An 18,553-nucleotide genomic window follows, 5' to 3' on the forward strand; every position below is an offset into this window, starting at 1 on the left:
ATGTAAAGGGGATAGGTATATGAAAAAAGTATTTGTATTCGTAAGCATTTTCTTTTGTTGTTTCCTTTATAACGTTAAGGAAGGGTTTGCAGCTAGTCCAATGAAACCTAGTTTTGAAGTGAAGTTATTATTGAAGCCAGAACAAGTATTAGGTGATAACAAAGAGATGAAGCAAGAGGTACTAGAACATTTCCAGGCTGGTACAAAATATGAAAGAATACAAGTGCAATTTTTAGATACTGCGAATAAAAGTTTAAGCGAGGAAGGTTGGTTTGCTAGAATTCGAAAGAAAGAATTTAGTAAAGATTTTGAACTAACATATAAAAAAAGATATCCTATTCCAAATGGTGTAATTCAAGATGCACTAGAAGTAGCTAAAAAAGAAGGATTCGATAGTAATACGGATAGTTATGAGGCGGAAATAGATTGGGGATTTGAGAAGAAAACATTAAGCATTTCAAATAAGAAAAGTTACAGTGCTAAAGGATATGGAATACTTGATTTACCAAATAAACAAGCTGCTCAAAACATGTTAATAGAAAAATTACCAGGGAAAATGAACAAATGGTTGTATACAAATTGGGGAGAAGAGATGTTAAAGAATTCCCGTATTTACGGTCCTGTATTAATGAAACGATATACAGGAGAGTTTGAAAACATAAAAGCAAATATTGAAATTTGGCCATTAAGTAATACAGGGAAATTAGAAGATGATTTCGTAATAGAAGTGTCATTTAAAACAAATGAAGAAAGTATTACGACAAAACAAAGGGAATTATTAATGGCGAGTTTAGAGAAAAAAGGCTGGTTGTTACCGAAAGATAGTTTGAAGACAGAGCTTATTTTTCAGTAAATAGTAAAAAGGAATCCATATGCCATGGATTCCTTTTTATATATGAGTATTAAGCTAAATCAGCTGACACAAACATATCACTATTTTGAAGGTTTTTAGAGCGTAAACTATAAGCAACTACCTTCTTTTTATATTGTTTTACAACATCAACATGCTCTTCATGACTATAAATATAAAATGTAAAATCTTTTTTACCACGTTTTGCATTGATAATTAAAGGAGTGCCTTCATTATGGGGTGGTGCATAATAGCGATCTAAAAATAAACCTTCGTTAAAATCATGAATAATTTTTGATTTCTGTTCGCCTACTAAGTTATTTCCGTTCATTGTAACAGTCACATTCTCTTCTTCGAGTTGTGGATGTGTTTCAAAGCGACTAATAATGGATTCAATAACAGAGTTAGGAAGGCTAGAAACGATAATTTTAAATGCTCCAAATACAACTAACATTACAATAAACCAAGTCGTCATAGTATATCATCCCCTTTATTCTATTTAATAATATAACTCATATGGTAATAGTACATATGGTGAAGTTTTGTATAATTTGTGAAAAATATGCCATTTTCACGAACGAAATGTTAGAAAAATCAATTTTGTTACAAAAAGTTGAAATCGAAGTATTTTAAAAGAAAAAGGTTTATAATAAAAATATAACTAATAACCACATTACTAATTATAAGGAAGTGTAACTATGAGTACTGTAGCAATCGTATATGGTATTATTCTTTCCACAATTATTGTTTTGTTTTTTGTTGGGGTTTCACGTTATATTCATAAATGGAAAGAAGGCGTTGCGAAATTAAATCACATTGAAGAAGAACTTAGTGATTTAATGTTACATCATGGTAAGTAAACATTTATTTTTTAACTAAAAAATGTGAAGGATATCACAAAGCATGCTTTCCTAATGAAGGCATGTTTTTTTGTTGTTTAAGAAAAGAAGTGTTTTTGTATAAATAATCTAATTATTACTTAAAAAGGGAAATTTATTTAGTATAATATATAATGTGTTTATTTTAGGGGGAGTATCATGAGGGGATTAAAAGTTGTTGGAATTATAGCTGGAATTACTATAGTAGGCTGTATAGCTTTCTTTTCAGTGAAGGAATATGTCAATTCCAAAGAAGACTCTAATTATGTGCTAAATTACATAAAAGAACATAAGGATGATAAAACAACTTCTTTAATTGTTAAAAGAAATGGTGAAACATTGACATCAATAAATGAAAAAGAAAAACTACCGCTAGCAAGTATGTCGAAAATCATTATAGCAATTGAATATGCTAAGCAAGTAGATGAAGGGAAAATAAGAAAAGACGAGCAAATTTCATTGAAAGAATTAGAAAAATACTATGTGAAAAATACTGATGGTGGTGCACACCCTGCATGGCTAGATGATGTAAAAGTTAAAGAGTTAGTGAAGGGTGGTCAAACTTCTTTAGAAGAAGTAGTGAAAGGAATGATCCATTATAGTTCGAATGCGAATGCATCATATTTATTAGACAAGCTTGGAGCAGCGCGGATAAATGAAAGTTTGAAAGAGTTAGGCTTAAATAGTCACGATGAATTTTATCCAACGTATACAGGGGCATTATATATGAGGGGCTATGTTGAAAAAGAACTGCATATTCCTCAAAATAAAGCATTGGACAAGCTACGTAATATGTCTAATGATGAATATGTTAAGCATGTATGGCAAATACATGAATGGATGAAAGACGAGAAAGAATGGACAAAACGCGAGATATCTTTAAAAGCCGATATGGACTTTCAGCGTATTTGGTCAGATCGGTTTATAGGTGCAAATGCGAAGGATTACATGAGTTTACTGGAAAAGATAAATAGCAGAAATTATTTTACACCACAAATGCAAGGTGAGATTGAGAATATATTTAAAGGAACCGTAGGAGAGGGTATGTTCGAATTTGCTGGACAGAAAGGTGGTTCTACTGCATTTGTATTAACAAATAGTTTCTATGGTACTGATAAAAAAGGGAATAAGATTGAGATTGTCTTTATGATGAACAATTTGAGTGAAAAAGCATTTGAAAAGCTTCTAAGTAATATGGATTACTTTATTCGAGATATTGTCATAAGTGAGGAATTCAGAAATAAATTATAATGAAATAATTTTATTATGTAAACAAAGGGGCACTTATGAAAAGTGCTTTTTTGTAATACAGGATTTTCCAATCTTATTATTGAATATAAATTGAAAATAAGAAAGGAGGTTGAAAAATGACAACAATATATTTCGTTCGCCATGCCCATTCTACATATACAAAAGAAGAACGGGAACGACCTTTATCTGAAAAAGGGCACTGTGATGCAGAGAATGTAACACATTTATTAAAAGATAAACATATTGATGTTGTTATTTCTAGTCCGTACAAAAGAGCAATCCAAACTGTACAAGGAATTGCGAATACATATAAATTATCAATACAAACAGAAGAAGATTTGCGTGAAAGATTATTGAGCACAGAGCCAGTATCAAATTTTAATGATGCTATGCAGAATGTGTGGGAAGATTGGAGTTTTGCATACGAAGGCGGAGAATCGAATGATATCGCACAAAGGCGCGCTGTAATATGTATGCAAAATATATTAAAACAATATGAAGGTAAGAATATTGTAATAGGTACGCATGGAAATATTATGGTATTACTCATGAATTATTTTAATTCGAAATATGATTTTGAGTTTTGGAAAACACTTCATATGCCTGATGTGTATAAATTAAATTTTGATAAAAATCGTTTCATTTCTGCTGAAAGAATAGAGAAAACAGGTCATCGGTTAAATATTTTGTAAAAGTTTATCAAAAAAAGAGGAAAGAGAGAAGTTATTGTAGAAGTATGACTTTGTAACATAAAAATTATATGTTAAAGGAGGCTGTTTACATGTTTGAGAAAGAGAAAGAAGGGCTTATTGAAGTTCAAAACGTATATGAAATTGCACCAGAAGATGGAACAATCATTGGTATGGCAACGGAAGAAGAAATGGAAATTGCTGCTGAACTAGAGTTACAGTACTATGCCCATTCTCGTTTGTTAGAAGCAAATATTCAGTTAGACGGTTCCTCCTACAAAGAGTTACTTCAGGAGTTCCAGGAGTACGAAAGAAAATCAATGAGCTTTTGGCGAGCGATACATAAACGTTTAGCTGTGCCGTGGGCGTGGGTACTACGTATTGATGTTGCGAATGGCCCTATATATGTAAGTAATGGAAGTTCATATTACGAAGAAATCGATGATGAAGAAGATTATGAATAGATAAGTAAGGAAGCAGCTTTAGTTGCTTCCTTTTTTTATTTGTAAGAAATGAATCGCCTCAATAATAATATCTGGTCGATCATTTTCTATACCGTGACTAGCATGTTCGGCAAGAATATATTGGCTGTTAGTTGAGAGGTGTAATTGTTCGTGAATTAGTTCTTGCCACATTGCTTCAAGTTGTGTTGCTTCCTCTTTTGGCATGCCACCATTAGTCAATTGAGTAATAGAATATTGAGGATCTCTACCGATAACGATTAATGGTATTTCTAATGTTTTACATAGCTCTTTTAGTGAGAGAGCACAGTTTTTCGACTCCGATAGTTCAGAAGCTGTCGCTTTATATAATGAAGGCGAGGTAGAGAATTCAATTTGCTGTTTTGATTGATCGGTGAGAATAGGTTTTAGTTCGTTATAAAGTGTGTCTACATCCATTTTTGAATACATATTATATTTTTGAAACCAAACATCATCAGAATCAGTTTGATCAGAAATTGGTAAATGAAGTTCATCTAAACGGTGTAAGTTCATCGAAGTAGAATCAACTAAAATAAGTGCTTGCAGCTTATCTTCATGTAACATCGCAAAATGTTGTGCACATAATCCTCCATAGGAATGACCGATTAGAATAAATGGTTCTTGAATAGCTAGTTTGTTTAGTAACATATGTAGCTCTTTTGTAACTTGCCTTATTGTACGCGGCTGATTGCCTAAATCACTTTTTCCGTAACCTGGGCGATGGTATGAAACAACTGTAAAGTGCTCTGAAAGCTTTTCTATAATAGGAAACCAATCATAAAATGAGCAAGTCATTCCGGTTTGAATGACTACAGTTTGTTTACCATCTCCTTTTATATGTACTTCTATATTTTGCCCCATTATTTCTACAAATTTATGAATGTTAATTCCTCCTAAGCTTGAAATAATTTTTGACAAGCAAAAACGATACACCAAACACCTATACCAAGTAGGACAGATGTACTAAGTGTAAATGAATTTTTTAAACCAATATAGACAATAAATAATAGTAGTGCTGATGCGGGGAATCCATATAATACCCCTAAAGCAAATTGACTCAATTCTTGTTTATTTCCGCCTTCGAATGAAATCCAAAATAAACTAAGTAAACTCACGAGAGGAAGGGCAGCAATAAAGCCACCTATCGTACTGTAATGTTTAGCGACTTCAGTGATAACGCCGATAATAAGTGCCGAAACGATTATTTTAACGAGGAAATGCATATTTTGCCTCCTTCGCTAATAAGGAAAATGCTTTTTCAATTAATTGTTGTTCTTCTGTTGATAACTGTGATTCTAATATTTTTATCTTTTCTTTATCTAGTAAAGTATGTTTTTCTAATACTTCAATTCCTTCAATTGTTAATGTAAGGTTTACCACTCTTTCATCTTTTTTATTTCTCTCTTTAACGATGAAACCCTTTTGAATAAGGCGTTTTATATGTTCAGATGCTGTGTTATGAGAAAGACTAAGCTCAGTAGCGACTTTTCCAATTGTTATATCTTTCTCACGAGAAACGATTTGTAAAATACGAATTGCTTGGTGGGAAAGGTTGTCCTCGTATTCGTATCGTAAGTGATAATAAATGCTCTCCCAATGTTGATTAATGTTGTACATAATAATAAATCTCCTTTTTATATCGTATAGTAAGATATATTCGTGATTTCAGAAATAAAACCCTTTTATTTGGATAAAAAATGTTGAAAAAGTTTATTTTTATTGAAATATAAGGTAATCTATGTGTAAAGGTATACATTTAGCAAGAGAGAGGATGATAGCTGTGAATACATTCAAATGGATTAGTCATGAACAGATGTATGTAGATGAAATACATGTTGAAAAATGTGGTCCTCTTTCAGTCGGCGTATATGGGGGAAATCAAGAGAGTGATGCATATGAACGAGGAGATGCGGTGCTGGCTTGGTGGGATCCTGAATTACAATTTGAATTTGTTATGATTTTTGATACACATCACAAAACAAAAAATATAGATTATATAATAGAAGCGATTTCGGAAAGAAAAGAAAAACTAAAAGAGTTATTCTCATATCCAATACATTTAGCTTTCCATCATACACATATGTACTTATTAGCGTTATTTACAGATGAGTTATTTATTAAAAAGTGTGATCAAGATGATGAGGAACTCGCTTGCTTAATTTGTTTACGAAAAGGCGAATTTTTATATTGGTTATCAGTTGGTGATTGTTTCGCGTATTTATTCCATTCTGAGAAAACGAAAAATGGAAAAGGACGATTAAATAAACGGAAGAATTACGAATATATTGGCAGGAAAAATATTTTTGCAGCAAATACACCTTGCTTTACGTCAGGTGTAAGAGGATTAGAAAAAGGAATGAATCACATTGTAATGGCAACGGACGGTATTTTAGAGTGTGACAAACGAAGGTTTGATGATGATCAATCTTTAGTAGAAATATTACACGACGGAAATAGCTTGCAGATTGAGCCCGTATTAACAAATGTACTGCAGTGGAAAGGTAGAGACTGTGCCACGATTATTGGATGGTCTATTGATACTGATAATAAACAATGTGCTAATTAATATAAAAGGAGTTCAAGGTTTTTATCCTTGAACTCCTTTTTGTTAAGCAATATGGATGTGATATGTTTTTAACCATTCATTTACTTGTAGCATATACTCCATGGCACTTCTTGCTTCAAAATTGTTAATCTCTTTATTACTTTGATCAGCAATTGAAAGTAAGATGGAATGGTTAATAAGTGAGAAAATAGGATTGTTTTTATTGCTACACATATCAAGTGTTAAATTACGGATTGTTTGTAAGTAGTGTGGATCTTGTGAAGTTGGATAAGCGCTTTTTCTTCTATTACGTACATCGTCAGGTAAAGCTGGTTGTAGTGCTCTACGTAAAATGCCTTTTTCAATATTATCAATACTTTTTATGTTGAAAGGAACATTCCATAAATATTCAACTAATCTATAATCGCAAAACGGTACACGAACTTCAAATCCAACAGCCATACTCATACGATCTTTACGGTCAAGTAAGAAAGGAAGGAATCGTGTTAAAAATAAATAAAACATTTGGCGTTGTTTCGCGGATTTTTTACTTTCCCCTTCAAGAGTAGGTACTTCAAGTATCGCTTCTTGGAATCGTGTATCAATATAGTTTTCTAGATTACATTGGTTACTTACTTCATTTAGTAGAAGAGGAGATGTATTTTTCCAATTTGTTAGCCAAGGAAACTTATCTACATATAGTAATTCTTCTTGATGAAACCAAGGGTATCCACCGAATACTTCATCAGCCGATTCACCGGATAAAGCTACGGTCGCATCTTTTTTCATTTCGCAAAATAGTAAATATAGTGAAGTTTCCATTTCACCAGCACTCGGTAAATCTTTCGCATGAAGGGGAACGAATAAGTGATTTGCTAATTCTTCAGCATTCACAATAATATCATGATGCGCTGTCCCTACATGTTCAGAAACGCGTTTTACCCAAGGAGCGTCTAAACCAGTGCGAGCAAATGTCAGCTCGAAATCTTTTGCACTATTTACAAAGTCAACGGAATACGTATGAAGTGTTTTATTTTCCGCAGCAAATTCTTTACCCGCAAGTGCAGTAATACCGCTAGAGTCTAATCCGCCTGATAACATACAAACGAGAGGAACATCGGCAATTAATTGTCTTTTTACTGTATCTTGTAAAATAGATAAAATATGCGAAGATGTATCTTCTATAGAGTCTGTATGGAACTTACTTTCTAAATTCCAATACTTCGTAACTACTTTTTTATGACGTGTAAATGTTATAGAATGTCCAGCACGTACTTCTTGAATATGTTTAAAGACGCCACATCCTGGAGTGCGAAATAAGCCTAATCCAAATATTTCATTTATTCCACCCGCATCAAGTTCAGCAGGGACAGATGGATGCGCTAATAATGCTTTAATTTCAGAGCCGAAAATAATACTGTCATTTCTTTCTGTGTAAAAGAGTGGTTTTACACCTAAATGATCTCGTGCTAAAAACAATTGTTGCTTCTGATCATCCCATAAGGCAAAAGCGAAAATTCCGTTTAAATATCGCACGCAGTCTTCTTTCCATTCTAAATAAGCATGTAGTAATACTTCTGTATCTGAATGGGTTTCAAATGCATGCCCACATTTTTGAAGCTGCTCTTTAAGTTCACGGAAATTATAAATTTCTCCATTATAGGTAAGAGCATACGTATAATCACCAGCACGGAATGTCTTCGGCTGTGTCCCGCCTTCTGGATCAATTACAATTAAACGCCGGTGTGCAAAGGCCGCATGAGGTGAAAACCAAAATCCTTCAGCATCTGGACCACGATGCTCAATACTATTTGCCATCTTTTTTAAAATAACATGTTGATTTGAAAGGTCTTCCTTCCAATCTACCCAACCTGTAATTCCACACATACACATCTCATCTCCTAAATTAAAATAGTAGATTAACGAAATAAAATGTACACTAAGTTAAAAAGTGACTATATAAATAGTGTACTACATGAATTAAATTACAGACTTGAGAAAATTTTCTTTGAACGCATAGTTATGTGAGACAATGGCTAAGGGAAAGTATTCCATTACATACAAAAAATAAAAAGATGAGAGAAAAAATTTTCTCAGACGTTATATAGGGTGTAAAAGCTTTTACAAAACAATAAGGGGAATCGCTACATGAAATCAAATGAGAAAAATTTTATAAAAAGATTACAGCGGCAAAAAGAAGACGCGTTAGAATTTGTTGTCGATACATACTTACCACTCATAAAGGGGATCACGCATAAAGTTCTACTTCCCATTCAAAATGATGGACTCATAGAGGAATGTATAAACGATATATTTCTTTCCATTTGGAATAACGCAAATAAATTTCATGGAGAGCCGAGTGATTTTAAAAAGTGGATTGCAGCTATTGCAAAGTTTAAAGCAATTGATTATTACCGGAAATCGACTAAAACGGTAGAAATCATTTCAGATGAGTTTCATATCAGTACAGAAAAATCAGCAGAAGACGAATTAATCGTTATGGAAGATAGGGAAGAATTATTGAAGCTCATTAATCAATTAGAACCGCTAGATCAAAAGGTGTTCATTATGAAATATTTACTTGGTATGAAGACAGAGGAAATAGGTGACAAGTTAGGATTAACTCGGGCAGCAATTGATAATCGAGTGTACCGTGGGAAAAAGAAACTACAACAAAATGCTACGAATATTAGTTTTGGAGGTAGTGCAATATGAAAGACATTTATGAACTATTAAATGATATTGATATAGACGAAAAAGAACTAGAAGAAATTGAGGCTTCTGAAATTGAAAAGGAAAAAGTAAAACGAAATGTAAAACAATCGATACGTACGAAGAAAAAGATGAAAAGTTGGAAAAAAGGTGTGGCTGCTGCATCTATTTTAGTAGGATTATCAGTTGCAACACTCGGTATCGGATTTCCTACATATGCGGGGGGATTGCCAATTGTAGGGGACATATTCCGATTTTTAGATAATGGTAGAACAGGGTTATATGAAAATTATAAAGAATTTTCGACTGAGTTGAATGTGACGAGAGAGAGTAGTGGAGTTAAGGTTACAATTAATGATGTAATTTCTGATGGCAGAACATTATCTATAACGTATTCACTGGAAAGTGAGCAGGACTTAGGGGAGGATCCTATCATATTAGGGGGATTGGATATAATGGACGCTCATGGTAGTTCAGGCAGTGGTAAAATGACTAAAGTTAATGAAAAAAAGTATGTAGGTATGGTAACAACGACGCATCATGATAGCAATAAAAAGGACAAAGTAAACTTTAGATGGAATATAGAGAGAATAGAGATGCCAGATAGGAAAAAATCAATACAAGGTAATTGGAATTTCGCCTTAACTGTAAAATCAGTGGATAGTAAAGAGAGAACAATTGGTGGGAGTTCGGAAAAAGAAGGTATAAAAGCAAATATGGAAAAGGTCGCAATATCGCCAGTTTCATTTATTCTTTATTACAATCAAGAGGTTTCTAAGGGCGCAAAGAAAGAATGGGATAGTGTAGATGTTGAATTGACGGTTAAGGATGATTTAGGGAATATTTATTCGGGTGAAGGAAATGGGGGAAGTGGCAACGATCCTTACAATATCCATTGGAGTGCCACCTTCCAAAAACTAAACGAAAATGCAACAAAGCTTATCGTTACACCTCGTGTGCACTTGCGAGTACATACACCTGAAAATCATGGTGGAGTAGAGTATGTGAATGGGAAAGAGAAGAAAATAGAAGTGCCGAAAAAAGAAGCGAAGAGTAAAGATATTGTGTTAGATGATATCGTCATTGATTTAAAGAAATAAAAGAGAGACTGCCTAAAACCATTTAGGCAGTCTCTTTTTCGTTAAGAACTAGTAACGAGTAGTGCATGCGGATGCTGCGTTTTATATTCATCTTTCCACGGAATGTTTAGTTGTTCCCATGATTCGCCGCTATCATTGGATTGAAAGACGCCATTGTTATTTAACGTGTAGAACGTATGTGGTTCGGCTTCGTTTGTAGCAAACATCGAAATGACTGTACCGATTGCAGATGGTAGTCCTTGTTGTACTTGCTGGAACGGAGTATCTTTCGTTTTTCGATAAATATAAGATTCATAAGGGATACGGTGATGAGCCAGATCAGCACTCGGTGCAGCTGAAACGAGAATCGTATTGCAATCAGCTGGATCAATTGCCATGCTGTATAAATAATGATGTTCAAGTCCTTCACTACATGAGATCCAGCTGTTTCCATTGTTATAACTTTCAAGATAAGCACGATCAGGTCCGCCCATAAATCCGTCACCACATGATGCATAAAGGCGATTTGGTGCTTCAGGGTGCATAAGTAATTGATGAGCATCGATAGGAGCACCGAATTTTTTATCAATCCATGTATGCCCTTTATCATTACTTTGAATAACAGCACCAGCTTCGATTGAAACGTGTATTGTATTAGGGTTGTTTGGATCAACTGTAATCCAGCGTACGTGATGGGTAAAAGGTCTAGGCGGGAAAGCCCACGTATAAGAAGATAATAATGATTTCATATTTTTAAGTTCAGTCCACGTTTCACCACCATTTTCAGAGCGAAATAAAGCGCTCGGTTCTGTGCCGACATAAACGACCCCATATCCGTTCACTTGTTCATTTGAGCTTATTGTTATGGAAGTGATAGAGGAGTGTAAAATACCATCTTCTTTAGGGAAATCAAAGTAACGATAAGAATCTCCAATTGGTCTCCATGAATCCCCGCTATCGTCGCTTAACCATAGACCTCGTCCGAATGTTCCGCAATATACACGGTTTGGGCGGAACGGATCAACAGCGATACAGGTAGGTTGCATATTTTGTAAGTGGTAAGTCGTTTCATAGTTATCATATTGTTCTTTCACTACAACAAGTTCACGTTCCATACAGAGAAATAAACGTTTCATTTTAGTAACCTCCTTAAAAAGTCTTTCATTAGTAAACAATATGAAAATAAAAAAGAAGTAGTCTTGTTTTTATTTGAGAAAAAGGGATTGTCTAAAAAGTAGCGAAGTGTGTATACAGAGGAAGCGGGCGTTTACAATCAGTTGATTCGGGATAAAGATGGGGAGTTTGTTTCATACTAACATACAGATATTGTACTTAAAGGAGTATAAGTATGGGACATTCGCATGATCATGGTCATTCAAAAAATAAAAAGGCATTACTAATTGCCTTCCTACTAACAACAAGTTTTATGATTGCAGAAGTTGTTGGTGGATTTGTAACAAATAGCTTAGCACTACTATCTGACGCGGGGCATATGCTAAGTGATGCAGTATCTTTAGCTTTAAGTTTACTTGCGTTTAAGCTCGGAGAAAAAACAGCAACAACTGTGAAAACATATGGATATAAGCGAGTCGAAATGTTAGCAGCATTATGTAACGGTGTCGTTCTTATTGTCATTTCGGTATACATTTTTATTGAAGCAATCCGTCGTTTTAAAGAACCAGTTGAGATTGCTAGTAATGGGATGCTCATTATTGCAGTCCTTGGTCTGCTTATTAATATTTTATCAGCTTGGATATTAATGAGAGGCGGAGATGTGAAAGGTAATTTGAATTTAAGAAGTGCTTTCCTGCACGTACTAGGCGATTTATTGGGTTCCGTCGGAGCGATTATTGCTGCGTTACTTATTAAATTTTTCGGATGGACTGCTGCAGATGCGATTGCTAGTATTCTTGTGTCTATTTTAGTCATTATTAGTGGATGGCGTGTAACACGTGATACGGTTCATATATTAATGGAAGGTGCACCACAGCACATAAATGTTGAAGAGGTAAAAAGTACATTATTAAATATTCCGATTGTCAAAGAAGTTCATGATTTGCACATATGGTCTGTCACATCGGATTTTCAAGTATTAACTTGCCACTTGATTATTAAAGGGAATGAAACGCAAAGTGTATTAAAAGAGGCTACGTATGTATTAAAGGAGAAGTTTCATGTAGAACATGTCACCATTCAAGTAGAAATAGATGGTGAATTTCATCACGATGAGACAACTTGCAAAGTATGAAAGAAAAAGGATAAGAAAAAGTGTCATAACATTTTTCGCACGGCATACATATATATAATGTGGCCACAAATACTTTGCAAGGTAAATATTTCATGAAATTACTTTACTTATAAAGAGTCATCTTTTATAATCAAAAGTGGTAATTGATAAAGATTATCATTTTCAATGATCGTAGAAAGGAGTTTTTTAAAAGATGAGTAGTCAACTCCGTTTTGCTGTTGAAAATCGTAAGAGGCATTTAATTGATGAGTTAATTGGAGCAGGTGTGTTTAAGATTCGCGACCGACAATTATACGAGCTGTCTTTAGAGGAATTGGAAAAAGAGTACGAAGATATGGAAGATTATGCAAATATTCAGGCGTAGCTATATAGATTAGTAAAAGGAGAGCTGGTTACGATTTTGTGTAACCAGCTCTCTTTTTATTTCGTAGAAATTATTTTTTGTATTTCTTTCATGGGACGGAGCCAGTTTTGGGTCATTATTTGTTCCATTTGTTTTTCGTCCTGCTTCTGTAATGCTTGAATGATAGAGTGATGTTCTTCAATAGATTGACTTGCTGGAACAAAGTTTTGGAAAAACAAATATTCAAGACGTAAAACGTGAAGTTGCATATTTTCTAGAAAGGGTTCAATATATTGGTTTTTAGCAATAGAAGAAATTGTATTGTGGAATTGTATATCTAATTTTAAAGCTTGTTTTGCGTTTTTTTTCTCTATAGAGTGCTGAAAATGATCATTTATTTCAGAAAGTATTTGAATATCAGCGTCTGTAATGTTTTGAAGAGCTTGCTTTCCTATAATAGAGTGAAGACCAGCCATCGTTTCATAAATGATAGATACGTCGTCTAACTTAATAGGAGCAATTTTCGTTTTTTGCCCTGGTACCATTTCCACTAATCCAGAAAGCTCTAATATTTGAAGTGCTTCCCTTACAGGTGTTCTGCTTACTCCTAGTGCCTCAGCCAATTCCCCATCATTAATTTTTTCATTGGGCTTCAGTACACCTTCAATAATCCAATTTTGTAGTTGATTTAAAACGAGTGATTTTGCTGAAATTCTTCCTGGTTTTTTATAATTTTGAGGGACAGGCATAGTGAATTCAATCCTTTCATTGTATATTTTCCTTTTTTGCATGAACAAGCTTTAATTTTTGTTTCCCTTCATCCGGTTTTTGGCTTAAGATGAGCACCATTACAATGACACAAAAAGCGCCTAATAACTGAAAAGATTGAAATGGCACGTGCAATATAAGTACAGAAGAAATAATAGCTGCGAGTGGTTCTGTGCAACCAAATAATGTTGTTTCTTTCGGAGTCAGGTATCGTATGCTGTCTAAGTATAAATAAAAGGCAATAAGTGTCCCGAAAATGACGACAAATATGATGAGCGGTAGGGTACTTAGTTTTACATATTTCATAGTTGATAATAAAATGAATTCGTTTGTAGAAATAAAGTGTACAATCGTTACACCAATACCCCCAATAATCATGCCCCATCCAACGATAACGGAGGAAGACCATTTTTCTAACAATTCCTTTGAATATAAACTATAAAAAGCGAGAGATAATCCAGATAAAATACCCCAAATAATAGCTGGTGTAGAAACAGCCAAGTTATGAACAGACCCGTTTGTTAGTAAGAGAAAAGTGCCTACTAATGAAAGGGTAATTGAAATGAAATCAATTTTTGATGGACGAACGTTCCATTTGAAAAGTAAGTATACAGTGATGAATATAGGAGCTAAATATTGTAATAATGTTGCCACGGCAGCATTTCCCTCTTTAATTGAAGCGAAATACGTATACTGTACAGCAAGCATACCGAATAGACCAAACAAAATCATTTTAATAGCATCAGATTTTTGTTTCCAAATGCCAAATATCTCTTTTTTTCTCGTTCCGAATGAGGAAATAATGAGCAAAATAATTCCAGATATAAGTAAGCGGATCGTAACTAACCATTCGGTTGAAACATTGTCATATTGAAAAAGCTGTTGTGCAGCTGTACCAGACAAGCCCCATAAACAAGCACCGATTATGACCATTATAATTCCTTTTAATCGATTTGAATCCATATGATTTAAAATTCGCCTTTCTAAAAATATAAATTGAATACAATATGCAATATATCACAGAATAACTCGTTAATAAACTGAAATTTCTAATTTTATTTTTTTTATGTATAGTAAAATATTGTAGAGGAGGGGGAGTATATGTTAGCAGGATTTTTAGTTTGTTTATTTGTTGGGTTACTTATCATTTTTTTAGGGTATCAAATACATGTGAAAAAGAGGTTGTTTTTGTTAGCAGGATATCAAGAAGAAACGTTTGTTGGAGATAAAAATAAATTAGCGAAGCTTTCAGGAGCATTTTCTTATATAGTTGGAGTTGCTACTATAATATTACCGCTTGGCTTGGAAAAAATAGGGGATGTAGTTGGTATCGTATATGCTATATTAATTGTTTTAGGTACAATTGTATTTATAATTAAAGCAAACCTATTAAATAAGAGTGCTATAAAGTAAAAAGGCTTCATTCTACTGAAGCCTTTTATTAATTATTATGAAGTATAAGTAAAAGCCGGAATAGGATCAATAAATGTATTCCACTTTTGTCCCATTTCCTTTTCTGTTAATAGACAATCATCTAATGATTGTTCAATCACAGAACGATTCATATCAATACCGATAAATACGAGCTCAGTTATTCGATCTCCATATCGCTCGTCCCAGTTTTTTAATACTTCTGGTTCTTCTGCAATCATTTGATTTCTTTCAGTTTCAGGTAATGCGGCTATCCATTCACCGGCTCCTTGAATTGTAATAGAGGAACCTGCTTGAGATAGAAGCCCTATCATATTATTACGAGATGCCAGCCAGAAGAATCCTTTCGCTCTTACAACATCTAAAGGCCATTTTTCTAGCCAATTCATAAGGCGCTCGGGATGGAAAGGATATTTGCGGCGGTAAACAAAGGAATTGATACTGTATTCTTCCGTTTCCGGTGTATGATGTTCACTATTTAATTCTTGTATCCAGCCGGCCGATTGACTAGCTTCTTCATAATTAAATAGATTTGTGTTTAAAATTTCTTGTAATGGTACTTTGCTAAACGAAGCTTCAAGAATTTTTGCATTAGGATTTAATTTTTTTAGTAAATGATGAAGCTCTATCACATCTTCTTTTTCTAGCAAATCTATTTTATTAAGAATAATTACGTTTGCAAACTCAATTTGATCTATTAATAAATCAATAACTTCCCGGGTATCATTCTCATCGATTGCTTGTTTTCGGTCTAATAAACTTTCTCCGTCTGCAAAATCATCCCAAAACCTATTTGCATCTACAACTGTAACCATCGTATCGAGGCGACAATTTTTTGTTAAATCAATGTTAAGAACTTCGTCTGTATAAGTAAATGTTTGAGCAACTGGAATAGGCTCACTTATACCAGAAGATTCAATAATAATATAGTCAATATCACCATTTTCAACAAGACGATTCACTTCTATCATTAAATCTTCTCGTAGTGTACAACAAATACAGCCATTTTGAATTTCTACTAGTTTTTCCTCCGTACGTGAAAAACCACCCTTTTTTATAAGAGATGCATCAATGTTTACTTCGCTCATGTCATTAACGATGACAGCTACTTTTAAGTTATTCTTATTAGTCAAAATGTGATGTAGTAAGGTAGTTTTTCCAGATCCTAAAAAACCACTTAATACAGTGATAGGTACTTTTTTCATGAAATGATCTCTCCTTTAAATCGTAATGATTACGTTTTATGTTAAACGATGGGAAAAGAAAAAGCAAGAATAAATCATAATGATTACGATTTAAGAATAGAAATAGACTATAAAATTTGTGCTGTAGTATGGAGCATTTGGACAAGCACATGTTTACATATAAATAAAATGGAGGCGAGAAGCTTGGTCTTTAATAGAGTTTCAAAAGAATTAGTAGGCATAGCTCTTATCGCTATGTTTCTCTTTTTATTATTTTTTGTAGATTTTACAAGTCTAGCAAATTTGCACAAAAATATGCCACAGGAATGGTTGAATGTGAATACAGTATTTTTAAGTATCATTTTTGAAGCAATACCCTTTATTTTATTAGGGGTAATTGTTTCTTCATGTATTCAAGTGTTTGTGACAGAAGATATGATTCAAAAAGTAATGCCGAAATCTCCGATTGTTGCAATGATTCCGGCAGTATTTGTGGGAGTTCTTTTTCCAATGTGTGAATGTGTCATTATACCAATTGTAAGAAGGCTCATTCAAAAGGGGTTACCACTTCATGTAGGCATTGTTATTTTACTGAGTGCACCCATTATGAATCCAGTTGTTCTTTTATCTACTGTATATGCGTTTCCAAAAAATGATTACGTTGTATATGCACGCTTTGGGATAACAATTTTAGTTGCTCTATTCATAGGTCTAATTGTGTATTATTGCTATCGCGAAAGAAATGTTTTAAAAGATATAGAGGTTTCAGTTCAAACAAGCAATAAAAAGAGTTGGAAAGATGTTATGAATCATATTGTAGATGAGTTTTTTGATACTGGTAAGTATTTATTGATTGGTGCTTTTTTAGCAAGTGTATTTCAAACGTTTTTTGATCGGAATGTACTGGATGCAGTAGCACATAACGAAGTAATTGCCCCCTTTATTATGATGGGATTTGGTTATGTTTTATCAATTTGCTCTGCAGCCGATGCTTTTATAGCGGCATCTTTTGGACATGTTTTCTCGGTAAAGGCACTTCTCGCATTTCTTGTATTTGGGCCTATGCTTGATATGAAAAATACGTTAATGCTATTTGCATATTTTCAAAAGAGATTTGTATTCTTTTTGATCGGAATTGTCATTGCATCTGTGTATACCATCCTGCAAATCATAATGTTATAGGAGGTGAGAAAGAATGGAGAAAGAGGAGCAGAAGGCGTATCATCGCTATATACGTGGCATTATTTTAATTGGTTTAGCAATGCTCTTATTTAAACTACTTGTAACAGGGAATATTTATAATTTTATCGCTCCAAAAATGATTAAATTTACGTATATAGCTTTTGTAGTAATTTTAATTTTTGGTATTGTACAAGTTTGGAGAGATGGAAGAGAAAAACAGCATGATTGTAATTGTTGTAAACATCATACAACATCAAAATCAGGGATAAAAAGTTTCTTTGTATATGTTTTATTTGTCGTTCCGATAGTTAGTGCTTTTCTCTTTGGAAGTGTAACAATTGATGGAAGTTTAGCAGGAAAAAGGGGTATGAATCAAAGTGTACAGTCGAGAAGTCTAGAAAGGAACGAAAAAGAGGGGAAACAGGTTAAGTTTGATGGGCGAGAAGTATCAGTTGATCCAGAAGAAACATCAAATTTAGCAACGACTTATAAAACGGAAGAGCAAGTAGTAAAAAGTATGTTAGGACAGCGTAAACTACAAGTAAAGGATAAGGATTATGTTCAAACAATGAATGTAATTGGTCAAAATGTCAATTGGTTTAAAGGGAAAGAAATTACATTCTTAGGGTTTATATATAAGGATAAAGATGTGACGGGTAATAAAGCAGTAGTGGCTCGATATGGTATAACTTGTTGTATTGCGGATGCATCAGTCTGGGGGATGATTGTTACCGGGAAAAATATTGAAAAAATTCCAGAAGAAACATGGGTGAAAATAACAGGATTATTAGATGAAACGACATATAAAGGAACAGTCTTTCCACTTGTAAAAGTAAACAAAATCGAGAAAATTAATAAGCCAACTGACCCATATGTATATGATGCTTTACCTCAATAGAAAAGAATAAATT

The 18,553-nt window shown here is 33.7% G+C and carries 23 protein-coding genes; 14 read left to right on the plus strand and 9 right to left on the minus strand.

The genetic code is table 11. The features are described from left to right. Window positions 1-19: 19 nt before the first annotated feature. Window positions 20-853, plus strand: coding sequence for a hypothetical protein (locus C3Y97_RS08420; RefSeq protein WP_000755316.1), 834 nt, complete (start codon window positions 20-22; stop codon window positions 851-853). A 49-nt stretch (window positions 854-902) separates the two neighbouring features. Here C3Y97_RS08420 and C3Y97_RS08425 read toward each other — a convergent pair whose 3' ends face one another. Beyond that, window positions 903-1,325, minus strand: coding sequence for a YfmQ family protein (locus tag C3Y97_RS08425; RefSeq protein ID WP_000214581.1), 423 nt, complete (start codon window positions 1,323-1,325; stop codon window positions 903-905). A 41-nt stretch (window positions 1,326-1,366) separates the two neighbouring features. Between C3Y97_RS08425 and C3Y97_RS08430 the strand changes: the two genes are divergently transcribed. The 5 genes from C3Y97_RS08430 (at window position 1,367) to C3Y97_RS08450 (ending at window position 4,132) form a co-directional block, all read left to right on the plus strand. After that, complete coding sequence (locus C3Y97_RS08430) at window positions 1,367-1,483, plus strand: hypothetical protein (protein ID WP_001987133.1); 117 nt, start codon at window positions 1,367-1,369, stop codon at window positions 1,481-1,483. A 65-nt stretch (window positions 1,484-1,548) separates the two neighbouring features. Further along, a complete protein-coding gene (locus C3Y97_RS08435; RefSeq protein ID WP_000108701.1) occupies window positions 1,549-1,710 on the plus strand; it encodes a hypothetical protein in 162 nt (53 codons plus the stop codon). A gap of 177 nt (window positions 1,711-1,887) precedes the next feature. Next, window positions 1,888-2,979, plus strand: coding sequence for a serine hydrolase (locus C3Y97_RS08440; protein ID WP_001214667.1), 1,092 nt, complete (start codon window positions 1,888-1,890; stop codon window positions 2,977-2,979). A 116-nt stretch (window positions 2,980-3,095) separates the two neighbouring features. Beyond that, window positions 3,096-3,671 (plus strand): histidine phosphatase family protein, encoded by a 576-nt coding sequence (locus tag C3Y97_RS08445; RefSeq protein WP_000208265.1) that lies wholly within the window; start codon window positions 3,096-3,098, stop codon window positions 3,669-3,671. Window positions 3,672-3,760: 89 nt separating this feature from the next. Beyond that, complete coding sequence (locus C3Y97_RS08450) at window positions 3,761-4,132, plus strand: hypothetical protein (protein WP_000461779.1); 372 nt, start codon at window positions 3,761-3,763, stop codon at window positions 4,130-4,132. A gap of 18 nt (window positions 4,133-4,150) precedes the next feature. Here the strand turns inward: C3Y97_RS08450 and C3Y97_RS08455 are convergent, their stop codons facing one another. The 3 genes from C3Y97_RS08455 to C3Y97_RS08465 are packed head-to-tail and all read right to left on the minus strand — an operon-like array spanning window position 4,151 to window position 5,767. Beyond that, entirely contained in the window at window positions 4,151-5,083 is a 933-nt protein-coding gene (locus tag C3Y97_RS08455) for an alpha/beta fold hydrolase (protein ID WP_002204813.1), read from the minus strand. Beyond that, the gene (locus C3Y97_RS08460) at window positions 5,044-5,373 is read right to left on the minus strand and encodes a DUF3147 family protein (protein WP_000545608.1); all 330 of its coding nucleotides are present in this window, start codon (window positions 5,371-5,373) and stop codon (window positions 5,044-5,046) included. The genes C3Y97_RS08455 and C3Y97_RS08460 overlap by 40 nt, the downstream gene beginning before the upstream one ends. Next, entirely contained in the window at window positions 5,357-5,767 is a 411-nt protein-coding gene (locus tag C3Y97_RS08465) for a MarR family winged helix-turn-helix transcriptional regulator (protein ID WP_000282376.1), read from the minus strand. The genes C3Y97_RS08460 and C3Y97_RS08465 overlap by 17 nt, the downstream gene beginning before the upstream one ends. Before the next feature lie 121 nt (window positions 5,768-5,888). Here C3Y97_RS08465 and C3Y97_RS08470 point away from each other — a divergent pair, with 121 nt between their 5' ends. Continuing rightward, the gene (locus tag C3Y97_RS08470; protein ID WP_002040904.1) at window positions 5,889-6,716 is read left to right on the plus strand and encodes a PP2C family serine/threonine-protein phosphatase; all 828 of its coding nucleotides are present in this window, start codon (window positions 5,889-5,891) and stop codon (window positions 6,714-6,716) included. A 42-nt stretch (window positions 6,717-6,758) separates the two neighbouring features. Here C3Y97_RS08470 and asnB read toward each other — a convergent pair whose 3' ends face one another. Beyond that, a complete protein-coding gene (gene asnB, locus C3Y97_RS08475) occupies window positions 6,759-8,582 on the minus strand; it encodes an asparagine synthase (glutamine-hydrolyzing) (protein WP_000333931.1) in 1,824 nt (607 codons plus the stop codon). Between the two features lie 261 nt (window positions 8,583-8,843). Between asnB and C3Y97_RS08480 the strand changes: the two genes are divergently transcribed. After that, a complete protein-coding gene (locus C3Y97_RS08480; RefSeq protein ID WP_000840007.1) occupies window positions 8,844-9,410 on the plus strand; it encodes a sigma-70 family RNA polymerase sigma factor in 567 nt (188 codons plus the stop codon). After that, window positions 9,407-10,507, plus strand: coding sequence for a DUF4179 domain-containing protein (locus C3Y97_RS08485; RefSeq protein WP_000653136.1), 1,101 nt, complete (start codon window positions 9,407-9,409; stop codon window positions 10,505-10,507). Before C3Y97_RS08480 ends, C3Y97_RS08485 begins: the two co-directional genes overlap by 4 nt. A 41-nt stretch (window positions 10,508-10,548) precedes the next feature. Here C3Y97_RS08485 and C3Y97_RS08490 read toward each other — a convergent pair whose 3' ends face one another. Further along, window positions 10,549-11,622 (minus strand): WD40/YVTN/BNR-like repeat-containing protein, encoded by a 1,074-nt coding sequence (locus C3Y97_RS08490; RefSeq protein ID WP_000825323.1) that lies wholly within the window; start codon window positions 11,620-11,622, stop codon window positions 10,549-10,551. A 212-nt stretch (window positions 11,623-11,834) separates the two neighbouring features. On the opposite strand from C3Y97_RS08490, the gene C3Y97_RS08495 reads away from it, so the two are divergent. Both C3Y97_RS08495 and fbpA read left to right on the plus strand, forming a co-directional pair. Beyond that, window positions 11,835-12,734, plus strand: a complete 900-nt coding sequence (locus C3Y97_RS08495; protein ID WP_000510038.1) for a cation diffusion facilitator family transporter — start codon at window positions 11,835-11,837, stop codon at window positions 12,732-12,734. 193 nt (window positions 12,735-12,927) lie between these two features. Continuing rightward, window positions 12,928-13,098 (plus strand): Fur-regulated basic protein FbpA, encoded by a 171-nt coding sequence (gene fbpA, locus C3Y97_RS08500; RefSeq protein WP_000098302.1) that lies wholly within the window; start codon window positions 12,928-12,930, stop codon window positions 13,096-13,098. A gap of 56 nt (window positions 13,099-13,154) precedes the next feature. Here fbpA and C3Y97_RS08505 read toward each other — a convergent pair whose 3' ends face one another. Continuing rightward, window positions 13,155-13,826: a GntR family transcriptional regulator gene (locus C3Y97_RS08505; RefSeq protein WP_002040907.1), complete on the minus strand. Its 672-nt coding sequence runs from the start codon at window positions 13,824-13,826 to the stop codon at window positions 13,155-13,157. A 16-nt stretch (window positions 13,827-13,842) separates the two neighbouring features. Next, window positions 13,843-14,808, minus strand: a complete 966-nt coding sequence (locus C3Y97_RS08510) for a DMT family transporter (RefSeq protein ID WP_000378077.1) — start codon at window positions 14,806-14,808, stop codon at window positions 13,843-13,845. A 138-nt stretch (window positions 14,809-14,946) separates the two neighbouring features. On the opposite strand from C3Y97_RS08510, the gene C3Y97_RS08515 reads away from it, so the two are divergent. After that, window positions 14,947-15,258, plus strand: coding sequence for a DUF3784 domain-containing protein (locus C3Y97_RS08515; RefSeq protein ID WP_000879373.1), 312 nt, complete (start codon window positions 14,947-14,949; stop codon window positions 15,256-15,258). 35 nt (window positions 15,259-15,293) lie between these two features. Here the strand turns inward: C3Y97_RS08515 and C3Y97_RS08520 are convergent, their stop codons facing one another. Then, entirely contained in the window at window positions 15,294-16,481 is a 1,188-nt protein-coding gene (locus C3Y97_RS08520; protein WP_000757668.1) for a GTP-binding protein, read from the minus strand. 168 nt (window positions 16,482-16,649) lie between these two features. Here C3Y97_RS08520 and C3Y97_RS08525 point away from each other — a divergent pair, with 168 nt between their 5' ends. Both C3Y97_RS08525 and C3Y97_RS08530 read left to right on the plus strand, forming a co-directional pair. Then, window positions 16,650-17,642, plus strand: a complete 993-nt coding sequence (locus C3Y97_RS08525; protein WP_170871713.1) for a permease — start codon at window positions 16,650-16,652, stop codon at window positions 17,640-17,642. Window positions 17,643-17,655: 13 nt separating this feature from the next. Beyond that, a complete protein-coding gene (locus C3Y97_RS08530; protein ID WP_000409939.1) occupies window positions 17,656-18,540 on the plus strand; it encodes a TIGR03943 family putative permease subunit in 885 nt (294 codons plus the stop codon). The last annotated feature ends 13 nt before the right edge of the window (window positions 18,541-18,553 follow it).

This window comes from Bacillus sp. DU-106 (assembly GCF_004799705.1).
In the GTDB taxonomy this organism is placed as follows: domain Bacteria; phylum Bacillota; class Bacilli; order Bacillales; family Bacillaceae_G; genus Bacillus_A; species Bacillus_A cereus.